The following is a 14659-nucleotide window of genomic DNA, read 5'->3' as shown; positions in this document are numbered from 1 at the left end:
TGAATTTAATACTTTGTCTTAACCTGACTTTTAAGGATAATTACAAATTGCCACATCCAATAGATTACTAGTTCCAAACTCATTATACCGATTCAAAAAATGTTTACGACAGATACCCCACCCGCCCTATCGGGCACCCTCCCCGATTTCGGGGGCTGGGGAGGGGTTTTATCTATGTGTCGTATTGTTTTTTCAAATTGGTATTACTCATTATTCATTACTCATTACCATCTCCAGATTTGCAGGCAAGACTTTTATATAGAATTTAGCTCTGATACTTTAAAAAAATGCTTTTTGAACCAAAAAGATAGACTAACCAAACTAATTAAAACAGGAACTTCCACTAAAGGTCCAATTACAGCAGCAAATGCAGCACCAGAGTTAATTCCAAATACAGCAATACTGACTGCGATCGCTAACTCAAAGTTATTCCCTGCTGCGGTAAATGCCACACTTGCAGCTTTGGCGTAGTCGGCTTTGAGTTTCCAAGCCATGTAAAAACTAACCACAAACATTAACAGAAAATAGATGATTAGGGGAATCCCTATTCGCACAACATCCATAGGTATCTGAACAATTAAATTGCCTTTTAAGCTAAACATCACCACGATGGTAAATAGCAGGGCAATTAAAGTCATGGGACTAATTTTAGGGATAAATTCATTGTGATACCAAGACTTTCCTTTAGCTCTGACCAAAACAACGCGAGTAATAAATCCTGACAGGAAGGGAATACCCAAATAGATAAAAACCGTTTGAGCGACTTCTCCAATTCCAACATTAACAACACTTCCCTTTAAACCAAATAAAGGTGGTAAAACAGAGATGAAAAACCAAGCATAAATGCTGTAAAAAAGAACTTGGAAAATACTATTTAAGGCAACCAACCCAGCTGTAAGTTGATTATCCCCCCTAGCCAATTCACTCCAGACAATTACCATCGCAATACAAGGAGCTATTCCCACCATGATTAATCCAGTCATATATTCTGGGTAATCATGTAGAAAAATAATGGCAAGTGTAAACATTAGCACCGGGGCAATCACCCAGGTTTGGACTAGGGACAAAGCTAGAACTTTTCTATTACGAAATACATCCCCTAATTCTTCATATCGCACCTTTGCTAAGGGTGGATACATCATTAAAATCAAGCCAATTGCAATGGGGATGTTCGTTGTTCCCACTTGAAACTGGTTAATAAATGCTTCTATTCCGGGGAAAAAATAGCCCAGACTGACCCCTAGAGCCATTGCCAGAAAAATCCACAAGGTTAGGAAGCGGTCAAGAAAGGACAGTCGTTTCGAGGTCGATTTTTTCATGGGAACCTCAGTTTTCTAATCACCATCTCCAGCTTTCCAGGCAATATTTTTGCTTGGTTTGGGATTTGGTAGTTTTAAAGTCACTAGTGCTGCTGCGAGGACAAAAAACATTGATGTCCACAAACAGCCCACCAAACCGAAAAGTTGATACATCAAACCAGACAGTACAGTGCCAGCTAAACGACCGCCAGAGTTAGCCATGTAGTAGAATCCGACGTTGAGCGCCACCTTATCGTCATCGGTAAAAGCCAACACTAAGTAAGAATGAACTGCTGAGTTAAAGGCAAATACCACGCCAAAAACGATTAGTCCACCAATAATTACGATATTAGCAGACACACCCATTTGGAGTGCGATCGCGATCGCTGCTGGAACTACAGTCAGGGTAAATGTCCAAAACTGGACGGTGTTTGCTTGGGGTGGACGACCAGAACCAAATCGCTGAATCAAAGTTGGTGCTAGGGATTGAATAGTACCGTAGCCAATTACCCAACAAGCCAAAAATCCACCTACTTGATAAAATGACCAGCCTAAGGTACTACGTAAAAATACAGGTAACGCAACTACAAACCACACATCTCTGGAGCCAAATAAAAAGAATCGGGCAGCCGAGAGAACATTGATTTCTTCGCTCTTAGAAAATAATTGGCTAAATTTCACCTTTTTCTTGATTTTGCCCATTCCCTTGGGTAATAGCATCCCCGTGAACATAATCGCCAATAGTCCAGCAGCCATTATCCACAGGGAATTAATAAAGCCAAATCCACCCAGCAATGCACTACCAACAAAAAAACCAACCCCCTTAAGGGCATTCTTGGAACCTGTAAGAATTGCTACCCACTTAAACAATGAAGATTGGGCATCCTGGGGCACAACTAAGCGAATGGCACTTTTGGTACTCATCTTAGTTAAATCTTTGGCAATACCAGAAAATGCCTGTGCCACCATGACATAACTTACAGCAATCCACTGTGCCCAACCAGGGTTAAGCATAGACAACATGATTAGGGAAAAAATCTGTAGTCCAATGCCACTATAAAGGGTTAATTTCAGTCCAAACTGAGAACCAATCCAACCTCCTAAAAAGTTGGTGACAATACCAAAAACTTCATAAAACAGGAATAAAGAAGCAATTTGGATGGGAGTATAACCAATTTTGTTGAAGTAGAGTAACACCAACATTCGTAGGGCACCATCGGTAATGGTGAACCCCCAATAAGCTAACGTCACCAGAATATAATTCTGAAAATTATTACTAGAAGCAGTTGTGGAACTCATAGGTTAATCAGGTGATAACAAGGTCGGCAGAGGGTTTGGAAAAATTTGCAGACTACAAGGTTTTCGCAGAAGTTAAGCTTTACGTATATCTATTGACGTATGCAGTTACTAATATTTCTGCATACATCATTTATTTCCCAGCCACTAGATAAATTCAGTTCCCAGAAAAAGCAGCAACCAAGCTCACTTCAGACTCGTAGCCACCTGACAAGCCAGTTCCACCATCCGGTTGGAATAACCCCACTCATTGTCATACCAGGCAAGAATTTTTACCTGCGTCTCGTTGACCACCATTGTTGACAGGGCATCGATGATGGCAGAGCGCGGGTCATCTTTATAATCTATGGAGACTAAAGGACGCTCCTCATAACCCAAAATTCCTTGGAGGGGTTCCTGCTCGGAAGCTGCTTTCAGCAAAGCATTCACTTCTTCGACGGTAGTTGGTCTGTTGACTTCAAAGACACAATCTGTTAGAGACGCATTGAGTAAAGGTACTCGCACAGCTAAACCATTCAACTTACCATTCAACTCCGGGTAAATTAACCCGATCGCGGTTGCTGAACCCGTGGTGGTGGGGATTAAAGATAAACTAGTAGCTCTGGCTCGACGTAAATCTTTATGGGGGGCATCAACAATGGTTTGAGTGTTAGTGTTGTCATGGATTGTGGTAATAATTCCATGCTTAATTCCCAAACCTTGATGAATTACCTTAACAACTGGAGCCAAACAATTTGTTGTACAAGAAGCAGCCGTGAGAAGATGGTGTTCTTCGGGTTGGTAAAGATGGTTATTAACTCCCATGACAATATTTAGGGCTCCTTTCTTGACTGGAGCAGCCACAATTACCTTCCTGACTCCTCGCTTGAAATAAGGGTCAAGGGTTTCGGTGGTTCTAAACTTTCCTGAGCATTCCAAGACTATATCTACACCCAGTTCTTCCCAAGGAACCTCACCAGGTTGGGAATATTCGCTAAAAGTTATGGGTTTGCCGTCAATCAGAATGCGATCTTCCCCAGCTTCTACTTCTTGCGTCCAACGTCCGTGAACGGAATCAAATTTGAGCAAGTGGGCTGCTGTAACTGCCCCACCTTTAACTTCGTTAATATGGGCAAACTCGATTTCCGAGTAGTTCCATGCAGCTCGCAAAGCCAGTCTGCCGATTCTACCAAATCCATTGATACCAACACGAATACTCATGTATTTACCTAATCTTCCTGATGTTCAACCTATTTAGAAATGCCAAAATTTACGTAAATACTGAGTATTTACCCTACTTTTTGCATAACTATGTTCGTAAAATCCTTGGTATGCTGATAACCCAGTGGTGGTGGCAGGTTTCCCGACACCAGCAAACCAGCTCACCTACAGCTTATGTATTATCTTTCTCTCAAAATCTTGGGAAATTCCATCGGTGGGTTTTCCCGGCTCCAATGGGCTGTCAAAATCAACACCGAATTAATCTGCAATCACTTAGAACTGTCCTTCCCTACGCAATAATTCGCCCATGGTTAAGCCAATTTGTGACTTGCCAGCATAGACTGTACCGACTTTGCCCCGAGAAAAATGGACATAGTTTAATTGATACCCTTCTGCTGGTAGGGGTACATAACCAATGGTGTCTACCTTTTTCCCGGCTTTCTCCAGGTAATACTCCACAAATTCCTTAACTGCTGCCTTCTTTTGGGCAGACTGAACGTTGACATAGATAAATAGGGGACGGGATAGGGGTTGGTATTGGGATTTTTCTACGGTTTCCCTGGAGGGAAGGATATTATTTACTGGTAAAACTTTGATTTTGGCTTGGTTTTCTTCGTAGTAAGCGTAGCCAAAATAACCTAGGGCATTGGGGTCTTGGCTAATTCCCCTCACTAAACTATTATCGTCTTCGCTGGCGGTGTAATCGCTACGGCTAGCTCGTGACTTCCCAACGATCGCCTCTGTGAAGTAGTCAAATGTACCTGATTTGTCCCCAGCACCGTATAAATTAATCGGGCGATCGGGCCAGGATGGACGGAGCTGATTCCATTTGGTAATTTTCCCCTGGGCTGATGGTTCCCAGAGTTTTTTGAGTTCGGTAACGGTAATCTCTTTTGCCCAGGTATTTTGAGGATTCACGGCAATACTCAGAGCATCATAGGCAATGGGAAATTCCATAAACCGTACACCATTTTGGTCACATTTTGCCATCTCTGCCTGGAGTATGGGACGAGATGCATTGCTAATATCCGTTTCTCCGGCACAGAATTTCTCAAATCCGGCGGTAGTTCCAGAAAATTTGACGTTGATTTGCGGTTTAGTTTGATTTTGACTATCTGCCTGAAAATCCTTGGCGATCGCCTCCGTAATCGGATACACCGTACTTGAACCATCAATCTTGATTGTCGCCACGGTTTCGGATGTCGCAACTTCCCTGACTGCTGGTGATGATTGCGTTTGTTTGGTGGTGTCGGATTGACTCACGCAGCTGGTTGCCAAAACCAGCATCCCCAATGTGAAAGCTATATTTTTCATATTTGCGTTCATTGACTTTACCTAGTCACGCATTTATCATTTCAAAAAAAATTGATTCGTTAGAGATAACTTTACTACATATTCACAAAAATATATCAATTAAATTTGATACGTAACAAAAATAATCATGTTGATTCCTCCGACAGTAGACTCCACAGTCGGCGATCGCCCCTGAGGTTGTTTTCCAACCCAAAATTTACTGAACCTGTAAAACCCGGTTTAACTTGCCACTGCGATAACCTTCTAAGTCGAGGGTGACATAAAGAAAACCTAGTTCTTGAAACTTGCTGACAACCTCCGGTAGGTTGGTATTAACGACGAATTCAGTAATTTTTTCCGGTGGTAGTTCAATTCTGGCAGTGTCAACTTCTGAACGTACACGAAGATTTTGCCACCCCAATTGACGCAGGTAAATTTCCGCTCTCCCGACTCGTTGCAACTTCGCAATGGTAATCTCTTCACCATAGGGGAAACGGGAACTTAAACAGGGTTGTGCGGGTTTATCCCACCATGGTAAACCTAATTGCTGGGATAGTTGACGAACTTCCATTTTTGTGATACTTACTTCTGCCAGTGGCGATCGCGCTCCCCTTTCCTTTGCTGCTTGAATTCCTGGGCGATAATCTTGTAAATCATCTGCATTCACCCCATCAACAACGTAGGGATAGCCTAATTTTTGGGCTAGGGGTTTGAGGGTATCATGTAACTCACTCTTGCAAAAATAGCAGCGATTCACCGGATTTGCCGTGTAATTTGGGTTTGCCATTTCCTCAGTTTTTACCACCTGATGGGAAATCCCAATGGTTGCGGCTTGAATTTTGGCATCTTCTAACTCCTCCGGTAGCAAAGAAGGAGAAACAGCAGTGACTGCCAAAGCGCGATCGCCTAAAACATCATAGGCTACCTTTGCCACCAAAGTACTATCCACACCGCCAGAATAGGCAATTAAAGCTTGCCCCATTTCTGCGAAAATTGCTTGAAGCTGTTCTAACTTTTCACTCAACATTTTTTTATCCCAGTGCAACACAAGGCAATTTTTTAATTAATTCGTAATTTAGGAAGTAGGTAAACCAACCCTATAACAAATTGAAGGGATGTCAATACTACAGTAAACTATCAAAATCAATCGGACAAACCACTGGGGATTGAGTTAAATCTCTGGTGCGTTCAAACCTTCCATTCCAAGCACCTAGTATTTACTCATAACTCATTACTCATTACTCATCACTTATTACCTATTCTGACAATACTTACCAAGCAAAGCAGCTAAATTTGGTAAATTAATTGGTTTGGAAATATAATCATCCACCCCTGCGGCTAAACAAACTTCGCGATCGCCTTTCATTGCCATAGCTGTTTGAGCAACAATAGTAACATTCTGCCAACGGGGGTTTTGCCTTAATTCTTTAACTATCTCCAAACCATCTGCATCGGGTAATCGTACATCCAATAAAATCACATTAGGTGTTTGTTCTGATAGTACTTGCCACATTTGCTCAACATTTTTCACCCACTTGATGGGGTATCCTACCCTTTGTAGATAGGTTTGCATCATTTGAGCGTTTTGCTCATCATCTTCGACAAGCAAAATTTCCAGGGATTGAGGAATCGATATAGGAGAATTGACATTTACAGTTTCTCCAATCTCGCTCACTTCCCAAGTATCTCCAACCTCATCCACAGGATTCAGAGGTAATCCAATAGTAAAACGAGAACCTTGATTCAACTCAGACTCTACCTTAATCCAACCACCATGCAATTCTGCAAGTTTCCGTGTCACCGCTAATCCTAAACCAGTTCCCTCTTCCCGACTGGTTGCAGAATTAACGATTTGGAAATAGGGTTGAAATAATTCAGCTTGATGTTCTGGGGGAATCCCTGCTCCTGTATCCCAGACTGTAAAATAAATAAAAGAACCATGGGTTTTAACCTCTAACCCAACTCTGCCTTGGTTGGTGAACTTTAAAGCATTAAATAGTAAATTCAACAACATCTGCTTCAATCGCAGGGGATCGGCAATGAAATTCGTAACTTGTGGTTCTAAATCTAAAGATATTTTTAAACCCTTGTTCGCCGCTTTTTCCTTAACTAGGGCTAAAGTATTTCGACATAACAGAGGAACTTCGACGGTTTCCCACTGCACTTCTAATTGATTCGCTTCAATCTTCGATAGGTCGAGAATATCATTAATCAATGCTAAAAGATGATTGCCGCTAGATTGAATAATATTCAAATATTCCCGATGACGTTCTCGCTCTGGATCATACCCCTGAGCTAGGAGTAGGTGAGTGAATCCAATAATAGAACTGAGGGGAGTACGAATTTCGTGACTGGTATTTGCCAAAAACTGATTTTTCAGTTGGTTGGTGCGTTCTAGTTGTTGATTAAAATTATGGAGATTTTGACAGTTTTCTTCTAAAGAAAATATTTGTCGTAACTGTCTGAGACTTCCACCACAAACTTTACTAACGCGGGAAATAAATTCTTGGATGAATGGGGTTGGTAATTTCGGTGATGCTTCTGTAGCTGTATCACCCGATGATAAAGATGGTGCGGTAATTATCCAACCTTGAATATTGGCTGTCTCATCAATAAACTGCCACGCTTGGGGATTAACTTGCTTTTGTAAATATTCGATATCTTCAATATCAAGGGATTCGTGTAAGCTAATTGACTGTTGCTTCCCCTTTTTGCATTTGATATGGATGGATGGAATCGCGCTTTCAGTAGTATCCTCACTAGAAATGTAGCGAACTAGACATATTCCAGAAGCTTGTATGAGAGCGATCGCCAAGCCACTAGTATCTAAAGTATGACGTAGCTGATGTGCCACTGTTTGAAAAATATCACACTCGGCTTCAGCCACTGAAGATTGGCTAGTGACAATAGCAACTAAATAATCCTGAAGACAGATGTGCAACTGGTTCAAGCTGCGTTCCAGCCACAACTCAGCCCGAAGTTGCTGAACTGTAGTCAAATTTGGCATTACGTCTACTAGTGAGTTCTGTTCTGGTAAGCTTGAATACTGCTGCATGGTCAACTAGACCGTTGAAACAAGTTTGATTCCGCACAAAAAATAATAGTTCTTATGTATATTAACGCACTTTGTCTTATATATTTATAAACTAAAAGTGGCAGCATTTAACACCATAATCGCATAAAAGCATGAAATAAATGGCACTTTGGCATAGGTAAGTAACTTTTCACGTTAATAACTTCCAAGTCCAAGATATACGCTGATCGGTGAATAGTCCACTGAATTGAGGTTCAAGGGGTAAAAATCAGTCACTAACTATTGACTAATGACTATTCACCATTGACGATTAAGCGAAAAGCGGAAAATTAACTTGAAACATGGATGCACAATTTGCTCAATTAGTTGTCAATGGAATTGTGGTAGGGAGTATTATCGCCCTTGCCGCAGTTGGATTAACCCTAACCTATGGAATTCTGCGGTTATCTAATTTTGCCCACGGAGATTTCTTAACCCTCGGTGCTTATTTGACGCTGTTAATCAACTCTTTTAACGTCAATATCTGGCTATCGATGGCGATCGCAGCAGTGGGAACTATGTTCTTCATGCTACTTGCAGAAACTGTCCTCTGGTCAAGAATGCGGGCAATTCGTGCTAATTCCACTACATATATTATTATTTCTATCGGCTTGGCACTATTTCTGCGGAATGGGATTATTTTTCTCTGGGGAGGTAGTAACAAAAGTTACAATTTACCAGTGAGTCAAGCTCAGGATATTTTTGGTGTCAAGCTATCTCAATACCAAATGATTGTTTTTGTCTTAGCGGTGGTGGCGATTTTGGCACTACATTATCTGTTACAAAACACAAAAATCGGTAAAGCGATGCGTGCTGTTGCGGATGATTTAGATTTAGCTAAGGTTTCTGGTATTAATGTTAACCAAGTTGTGATGTGGACTTGGATAATTACCGGGGTCATGACATCCCTAGGTGGCAGTATGTATGGCTTGACTGTCGGAATACGTCCGAATATGGGATGGTTTTTAATTTTACCTTTATTTGCTTCCGTAATTTTAGGTGGGATTGGTAATCCCTATGGGGCGATCGCGGGAGCTTTTATTATTGGTATTACCCAAGAAGTTAGTACTATTTGGCTAGGTGCCCAGTACAAGCAAGGTGTGGCACTACTGATGATGATTTTGGTGTTGTTGGTTCGTCCAAAAGGTTTATTCAAGGGGACGATGTGATCACAGAAAGGTAGAAAGTGCGAGGATTTTTCCCCATACCTTCTACCTTCTAATTCGTTCCTTATATATGGCGAATTATTCGATGATATGGAAATAATAGGCAGCTACAAGGAAGTTGACAGCTAAAAGTAGCAAAGCCCAACTTGTACGGAAAGGATAGGGAAATGCGGCTTTATTTTTAGCCATTATTGATGAACTCCTAACTTAAGGACTTCTTTAGAAATACCAAACACCAGCCCCAATACGTCAAAATCGTTAAAAATATTATATTTTGGTAACGAAAGGGAATAGGAAATGGGTACGAAAGCTGTCTAATCTCTTGCTTTTTACTCCCCTGCATGGTAAGAACTGCGTACTAGAGGAGCAGAACGAACGTGAGTAAAGCCCATTTTTTCGGCGATCGCCCCCAACTCGGCAAATTCTTCTGGTGTCCAATATTTACGTACTGGCAAGTGTTCCAAGGAAGGGCGCATATATTGTCCGATGGTGAGGCGATCGCAGTCCACAGAGCGCAAATCTGTCATCGTTTCCATAATTTCAGCCATCGTTTCCCCATGCCCCAACATTAAACCTGATTTCGTGGGTAGATGGGGAGCAAAATTTTTCACAATTCTTAAAACTTCTAGGGAGCGATCGTACTTTGCCCCCCGACGCACTGGAGGAGTTAGCCGCCGTACCGTCTCAATATTATGGTTGTAACAAGCAGGTTTTGCCTCCACAATTACCCGAATCCGGTTTGCATCGGCGTAAAAATCTGGTGTTAACACCTCAATTTGGGTTTCCGGGTTAAGCTCACGAATCGCGTCCATGGTTTTGACAAACCACCCAGCCCCCTGATCTGCCAAATCATCACGCGCTACAGAAGTTAAAACCACATAGCGTAATCCTAAAATTTGCACCGCCTCCGCCACTTTTTGCGGTTCTTCCGGGTCGAGGGGCATGGGTGAATGACCCTTATCTACTTGACAAAAAGCGCAAGAACGTGTACAAGTTGGTCCCATCAATAAAAAAGTTGCTGTTTTCTGGGCATAACATTCTCCTCGATTGGGGCAACGTCCTTCTTCACAGATAGTATGTATTTGTCTGTGCTTAATGATTTTTTGCACCGTTGACAGTTCGCTTGCCTTACCAATCGGACGACGCAACCAGTCTGGCATAGCGAGAATTTCAGACTGAAGTTCATTCACCGCAGAAGAAGTCATACAAGTTTAGGATTGGGGATTAAAGATTGGGAATTTCTAGCGTTTGCCAGATAGTTATAGCGTTTCTCATTCTAGTGAGGTATGGAAGAACCTCTCCCCAGCCCTCCCCGAAATCGGGGAGGGTGCCCGATAGGGCGGGTGGGGTTGTATTTCATCTGATTGGGAAACGCTATAGCCTGGAAAACCACTATATCTAAATTTTACCCTTCCCTCTTTCCCCCTTTCCCCTGATTCCTATCAACTACGTAAGTTAGGTAAAATACTTGAATATTTGTTGTTTATACCGGAAAATACTATCCCCCAATTAACAGAAATGTTGGATATAGTGGGAGAACTTAAATAGCCCTAGTCGGTGAAAACACTATCTGAACCCCATATTTCTGTTAGAGCAAAAAGTCGTGGCAAACAACAAAATTCTAGTTATTGATGACACTACGGTTGTCAGGGTAAAAGTGCGGGAAATGTTACCTCCTGGAAACTTCGAGGTAGTCGAAGCTAAGGACGGACTCGAAGGCATGAATTTAATTCGCCAAGAGAAATTTAGCCTAATTATGCTGGATTTCCTTCTACCGAAACTTAGCGGTTGGGAAGTTTACCAACAAATTCAATCTCAACCAGAGCTACGGAAGATTCCCCTAGTAATCATGTCCGGTAGAAAAGAAGAGGTGACAGAAAAACTTCCCGAACCCTTTGAATATTTTGACTTTCTCGGCAAACCCTTTGACCAAAAACAGCTGATTAGTGCCATTAAGTCAGCGATGGCAAAAGCAAAATTACCTCGTCCCGAATCTACACCTCAACCCGTAGCGGTGGCAGAGGATAATGGTAATGGTACGAATGGTGTTCACAGCACTAATGGTCATGTTGTGACTCCAGTAGCAATGAATACTGCTGCTGCTTCTTCTGCCGAAATAGAAGCTTTGAATGACAAGATAGCCAAAATGCAAGCAGAAATTGATGGTCTGAAAAAGCAACTATCGCAAATTGTCACCTTCATCAAACAAAAAGTTAAGTAAAACCTCATAAAACTGTGTATTCATGGTTGGAAATGATAGAGCTTGCAGACGCAGGCTCTTTTGCTCTGAATTTCTTTGTTTTTCGCAGCTTTATGTCCCTAGAAAGCTAGTTAAGTTAGAATTAGAAAAGTTTCTTAATTGCTTTTTTTGTGGATACTGCATCTTGTCCTCGTTGTCACCAACCGATTAACCCGCAAGCAATTAATTGTCCCCATTGTGGCTATACTCTGAAAGCTTACGGTCATCCCGGTATTCCTCTACATCGTGCTACGGGAGATGACTATCTGTGTTCGAGTTGTACTTACGAAAAAGATGATAGTTGCAACTTTCCCCAACGTCCTTTGGCTAAGGAATGTATTTTGTATCAGAATGAGGCAGAATCCCAATTAGAGTTACAGCAACAGCAATTGAACAATAGTTTTGCTAGCAAGCTAAAAAATTGGGTAAACCGCAACCAATCATTTTTGTTAATTGTGACTTTACTATTTGTATGTCTACTCATAGTTTTGTTACGGAGATGATGGCGATCGCTCGGTTATTGCGAGAATGAAATTACAGAAAGTTTGTGAGGCGAAAATCATGATGGATTTTCAAGATTTTCTCAGACATCAGTTTGCCTACGTGGCGATCGCTGAATTTAAACCGGGAAAATTTGCAGAAGCAAAACGTCTCTATGAGCAAGCAGTTGCTACCTATACCACAGGTTTTAAAGGAGCGTACCTCCTACAAGAACCAGGAACAGATAAGGCGATCGCTGTGATTTTTTGGGAAAGCAGAGAAGATATGGATGCCAACCACAGCGCAGCATACGATAAAATTATCGAGAAAATGATGCCTTTATTTGCCACCAAACCCACTATCTTTTTCCCAGAGGTCGTATGTGAACTGCAACCCCAAGACTTACCACACCTGGCAACTGTCTAAAAGCACAGGAAATCAGGAACAGGGAACGGGAAGATTTTTCTGCTAACTGTCAATCCCAATTACCAATTACCAATTACCAATTTCCTATTCCCTATTCCCAAGTCGAGACATCACGTAATAACAGAGGAATTCTTTCTTGAGATGGAGGAAATTCCAAAATAGTCTCTCTATAACCGAGATAACCTGACTCAGAAAAAGACATCAACATTCGCCCCAAAGCAAACCATACTTCCTCTTCATATTCCCAATCATGATAACGGGAAGCCTTGCCAGCAATGGATTTTAAAGCCCAAAAGAAGGAATTCCTAACTACTGAACCACCTTTTTTATATTCTGGTAAGTCCTCGTGATGCAAAAATAAAACATCATTTTCAATTCTTGCTCTCATTTTAATATTATTTCCAGTCAGTTATAGGTCATATTTAATTTTGTAGCTACCATCACCTCAAAACTCTTTTTTATACAATACACCTATGGGTGCAATGTTATTTGCTAAACAATTGAGACATCGTAGGAAAATGCTATTGTTTGGTTTTTTCCTATGTCTGATCGTGATTCTCATTTTTTCCACTCCCAACCAAGCAATTGAATTAATTATTTCCAAACATACCTCAGCCACAAATCCTATCATTCTCGAAAATGCCAAACCTGGAACAAAAGACTGGCAACTGAGTAATCCTGCCACAAATCGAGAAATCGAAGGTTATGCATCCCTAACTAGTGTGAATCTTGGCGATGAAATTCAGCTATTTGTCAATACTAAAGCACCCACATACACCATCGAAGTTTTCCGTATGGGTTGGTATGGAGGTTTAGGAGGTAGAAAAGTTATACCTACAATTAATCGTACTGGAATTAAACAACCCTTGCCAAAAATTGATAATGCTAGCGGTTTAATTGAATGCGATTGGCAAGATCCATACACTTTAAAAATTTCCGATAATTTAGACAAGTCTATTCAATGGACAAGTGGTATTTATTTAGCCAAACTTACAGCAGCCACAAGTGGCAAACAAAGTTATATTATTTTTGTTGTGCGTAGCGATCGCCAACCTTCAGATATTCTCTTTCAATCCAGCGTCACCACCTTTCAGGCATATAATAATTGGGGTGCAATGTCTCTCTATCGTTGGAATAGTCAGGGAAAACAAGCCTACAAAGTATCCTTTAATCGTCCCTATGCAGCAAGTCCCAATCGAGCAGCAAGTTATGGAGTTGGTGCGGGGGAATTCTTAACCAATTTCCAACCAAAAAGACGCACATCCAGTGCAGGTTGGGAATATAACATGGTGCGATGGCTAGAACGGGAAGGTTATGATGTCACCTACTGCACAGATATAGATACCCATGAAAACCCCATTGATACCAATAGCGGTAAACCGATGCTATTACTCCATAAAGCATTCCTTTCCGTTGGTCATGATGAATATTGGTCATGGCAAATGCGGCAGAATATTGAAGCAGCCAAAAATCAGGGTGTCAGCTTAGGTTTCTTTTCTGCAAATACTTGTTATTGGCAAATTCGTTTTGAACCAAGTAATCTTACCAAAGAAATAAATCGGACTATTGTTGCTTATAAAGAAAACTCCGCTTTAGACCCCTACAGTCGGGATGATGACCCCAATAATGATTATTTAGTCACCACAATTTGGCGCAGAAAACCTGTGAGCTTACCAGAAGATGCGTTAATTGGTGTGATGTATGAAACTTTCCAAGTTAACTCTGATATTATCATCAGTGATGCTGCCCCAGATTGGTTTATTGCTGGCACCAAATTGGTAGAAAACAACAATCAAACTGCAATTTTGCCATTTCAAAAATCAAAACATCGGGAAATCCATTTACTAGGACTTTTAGGCTATGAAGTAGATAAGATGTTTGGCAATGCACCGGAAAATACTATCCTCATTGCTCGCTCTCCCTATCCCCATGGTAAAGGGAAAAAATATGCAGATATGACTGCCTATACTACAAATAGTGGTAGTACTGTCTTTGCAACAGGTTCCATGCAGTGGAGCTGGGGTTTAGATGATTATAATGCTCCTCAATTAAGACCTCATTTAGTCAATCGTGATGCTCAAATGATTACACATAATATTTTACGGAAAATGATAAATCAGGTTTCATAACAAGACTCTCCTCTCGAGTTTTTTGTGAAGGGAACAGAGATGGAGATAGATCATATATT

At 41.3% G+C, this 14659-nt stretch carries 15 protein-coding genes; 5 read left to right on the top strand and 10 right to left on the bottom strand.

Annotated features, from left to right (window positions below):
* Nucleotides 1-254 precede the first annotated feature (254 nt).
* From arsB to hrmK, 7 genes are all read right to left on the bottom strand, one after another.
* Entirely contained in the window at nt 255-1319 is a 1065-nt protein-coding gene (gene arsB, locus IJ00_RS10900; RefSeq protein WP_035152920.1) for an ACR3 family arsenite efflux transporter, read from the bottom strand.
* Nucleotides 1320-1334: 15 nt separating this feature from the next.
* Nucleotides 1335-2597 (bottom strand): organoarsenical effux MFS transporter ArsJ, encoded by a 1263-nt coding sequence (gene arsJ, locus IJ00_RS10895; protein WP_035152919.1) that lies wholly within the window; start codon nt 2595-2597, stop codon nt 1335-1337.
* 183 nt (nt 2598-2780) lie between these two features.
* Nucleotides 2781-3794, bottom strand: coding sequence for an ArsJ-associated glyceraldehyde-3-phosphate dehydrogenase (locus IJ00_RS10890; RefSeq protein WP_035152917.1), 1014 nt, complete (start codon nt 3792-3794; stop codon nt 2781-2783).
* Nucleotides 3795-3827: 33 nt separating this feature from the next.
* Nucleotides 3828-3959 (bottom strand): hypothetical protein, encoded by a 132-nt coding sequence (locus tag IJ00_RS29920; protein WP_256388859.1) that lies wholly within the window; start codon nt 3957-3959, stop codon nt 3828-3830.
* Nucleotides 3960-4067: 108 nt separating this feature from the next.
* A complete protein-coding gene (locus tag IJ00_RS10885) occupies nt 4068-5120 on the bottom strand; it encodes a PstS family phosphate ABC transporter substrate-binding protein (protein ID WP_035152915.1) in 1053 nt (350 codons plus the stop codon).
* Between the two features lie 184 nt (nt 5121-5304).
* On the bottom strand, nt 5305-6114 hold the full coding sequence (gene larE / locus IJ00_RS10880) for an ATP-dependent sacrificial sulfur transferase LarE (protein WP_035152913.1): 810 nt from the start codon (nt 6112-6114) through the stop codon (nt 5305-5307).
* 225 nt (nt 6115-6339) lie between these two features.
* Nucleotides 6340-8142, bottom strand: coding sequence for a hybrid histidine kinase/response regulator HrmK (hrmK, locus tag IJ00_RS10875; RefSeq protein ID WP_035152911.1), 1803 nt, complete (start codon nt 8140-8142; stop codon nt 6340-6342).
* A 320-nt stretch (nt 8143-8462) separates the two neighbouring features.
* Between hrmK and IJ00_RS10870 the strand changes: the two genes are divergently transcribed.
* On the top strand, nt 8463-9329 hold the full coding sequence (locus tag IJ00_RS10870) for a branched-chain amino acid ABC transporter permease (protein WP_035152908.1): 867 nt from the start codon (nt 8463-8465) through the stop codon (nt 9327-9329).
* Nucleotides 9330-9404: 75 nt separating this feature from the next.
* Here the strand turns inward: IJ00_RS10870 and psaX are convergent, their stop codons facing one another.
* The gene (psaX, locus tag IJ00_RS10865) at nt 9405-9515 is read right to left on the bottom strand and encodes a photosystem I protein PsaX (RefSeq protein WP_035152905.1); all 111 of its coding nucleotides are present in this window, start codon (nt 9513-9515) and stop codon (nt 9405-9407) included.
* 140 nt (nt 9516-9655) lie between these two features.
* Nucleotides 9656-10531 (bottom strand): lipoyl synthase, encoded by an 876-nt coding sequence (gene lipA, locus IJ00_RS10860; protein WP_035152901.1) that lies wholly within the window; start codon nt 10529-10531, stop codon nt 9656-9658.
* A gap of 398 nt (nt 10532-10929) precedes the next feature.
* Here lipA and IJ00_RS10855 point away from each other — a divergent pair, with 398 nt between their 5' ends.
* The 3 genes from IJ00_RS10855 to IJ00_RS10845 all read left to right on the top strand — a co-directional run bounded on the left by IJ00_RS10855 (nt 10930) and on the right by IJ00_RS10845 (nt 12471).
* The gene (locus IJ00_RS10855; RefSeq protein ID WP_035152899.1) at nt 10930-11547 is read left to right on the top strand and encodes a PleD family two-component system response regulator; all 618 of its coding nucleotides are present in this window, start codon (nt 10930-10932) and stop codon (nt 11545-11547) included.
* Between the two features lie 149 nt (nt 11548-11696).
* A complete protein-coding gene (locus IJ00_RS10850) occupies nt 11697-12068 on the top strand; it encodes a zinc ribbon domain-containing protein (protein WP_035152897.1) in 372 nt (123 codons plus the stop codon).
* A gap of 58 nt (nt 12069-12126) precedes the next feature.
* Entirely contained in the window at nt 12127-12471 is a 345-nt protein-coding gene (locus IJ00_RS10845) for an antibiotic biosynthesis monooxygenase (protein ID WP_035158879.1), read from the top strand.
* A gap of 91 nt (nt 12472-12562) precedes the next feature.
* On the opposite strand, the gene IJ00_RS10840 is transcribed toward IJ00_RS10845, so the two are convergent.
* Nucleotides 12563-12859 carry a hypothetical protein gene (locus IJ00_RS10840; RefSeq protein ID WP_035152894.1) on the bottom strand — a complete coding sequence of 99 codons (297 nt, stop codon included), beginning with the start codon at nt 12857-12859 and terminating at the stop codon, nt 12563-12565.
* A gap of 163 nt (nt 12860-13022) precedes the next feature.
* On the opposite strand from IJ00_RS10840, the gene IJ00_RS10835 reads away from it, so the two are divergent.
* The gene (locus IJ00_RS10835) at nt 13023-14600 is read left to right on the top strand and encodes a N,N-dimethylformamidase beta subunit family domain-containing protein (RefSeq protein WP_238178496.1); all 1578 of its coding nucleotides are present in this window, start codon (nt 13023-13025) and stop codon (nt 14598-14600) included.
* The last annotated feature ends 59 nt before the right edge of the window (nt 14601-14659 follow it).

Source organism: Calothrix sp. 336/3, assembly GCF_000734895.2.
Classification (GTDB): Bacteria; Cyanobacteriota; Cyanobacteriia; order Cyanobacteriales; family Nostocaceae; genus 336-3.
Note: the sequence above shows the minus strand (reverse complement) of the source record. Positions and strands in the feature narration are given on the sequence as shown.

What these genes read in the sequence shown, in the direction of transcription:
- arsB (WP_035152920.1), bottom strand. Translation starts at nt 1,319, where the DNA reads ATGAAAAAATCGACCTCGAAACGACTGTCCTTTCTTGACCGCTTCCTA.
- arsJ (WP_035152919.1), bottom strand. Translation starts at nt 2,597, where the DNA reads ATGAGTTCCACAACTGCTTCTAGTAATAATTTTCAGAATTATATTCTG.
- IJ00_RS10890 (WP_035152917.1), bottom strand. Translation starts at nt 3,794, where the DNA reads ATGAGTATTCGTGTTGGTATCAATGGATTTGGTAGAATCGGCAGACTG.
- IJ00_RS10885 (WP_035152915.1), bottom strand. Translation starts at nt 5,120, where the DNA reads ATGAACGCAAATATGAAAAATATAGCTTTCACATTGGGGATGCTGGTT.
- larE (WP_035152913.1), bottom strand. Translation starts at nt 6,114, where the DNA reads ATGTTGAGTGAAAAGTTAGAACAGCTTCAAGCAATTTTCGCAGAAATG.
- hrmK (WP_035152911.1), bottom strand. Translation starts at nt 8,142, where the DNA reads ATGCAGCAGTATTCAAGCTTACCAGAACAGAACTCACTAGTAGACGTA.
- IJ00_RS10870 (WP_035152908.1), top strand. Translation starts at nt 8,463, where the DNA reads ATGGATGCACAATTTGCTCAATTAGTTGTCAATGGAATTGTGGTAGGG.
- psaX (WP_035152905.1), bottom strand. Translation starts at nt 9,515, where the DNA reads ATGGCTAAAAATAAAGCCGCATTTCCCTATCCTTTCCGTACAAGTTGG.
- lipA (WP_035152901.1), bottom strand. Translation starts at nt 10,531, where the DNA reads ATGACTTCTTCTGCGGTGAATGAACTTCAGTCTGAAATTCTCGCTATG.
- IJ00_RS10845 (WP_035158879.1), top strand. Translation starts at nt 12,127, where the DNA reads ATGATGGATTTTCAAGATTTTCTCAGACATCAGTTTGCCTACGTGGCG.
- IJ00_RS10840 (WP_035152894.1), bottom strand. Translation starts at nt 12,859, where the DNA reads ATGAGAGCAAGAATTGAAAATGATGTTTTATTTTTGCATCACGAGGAC.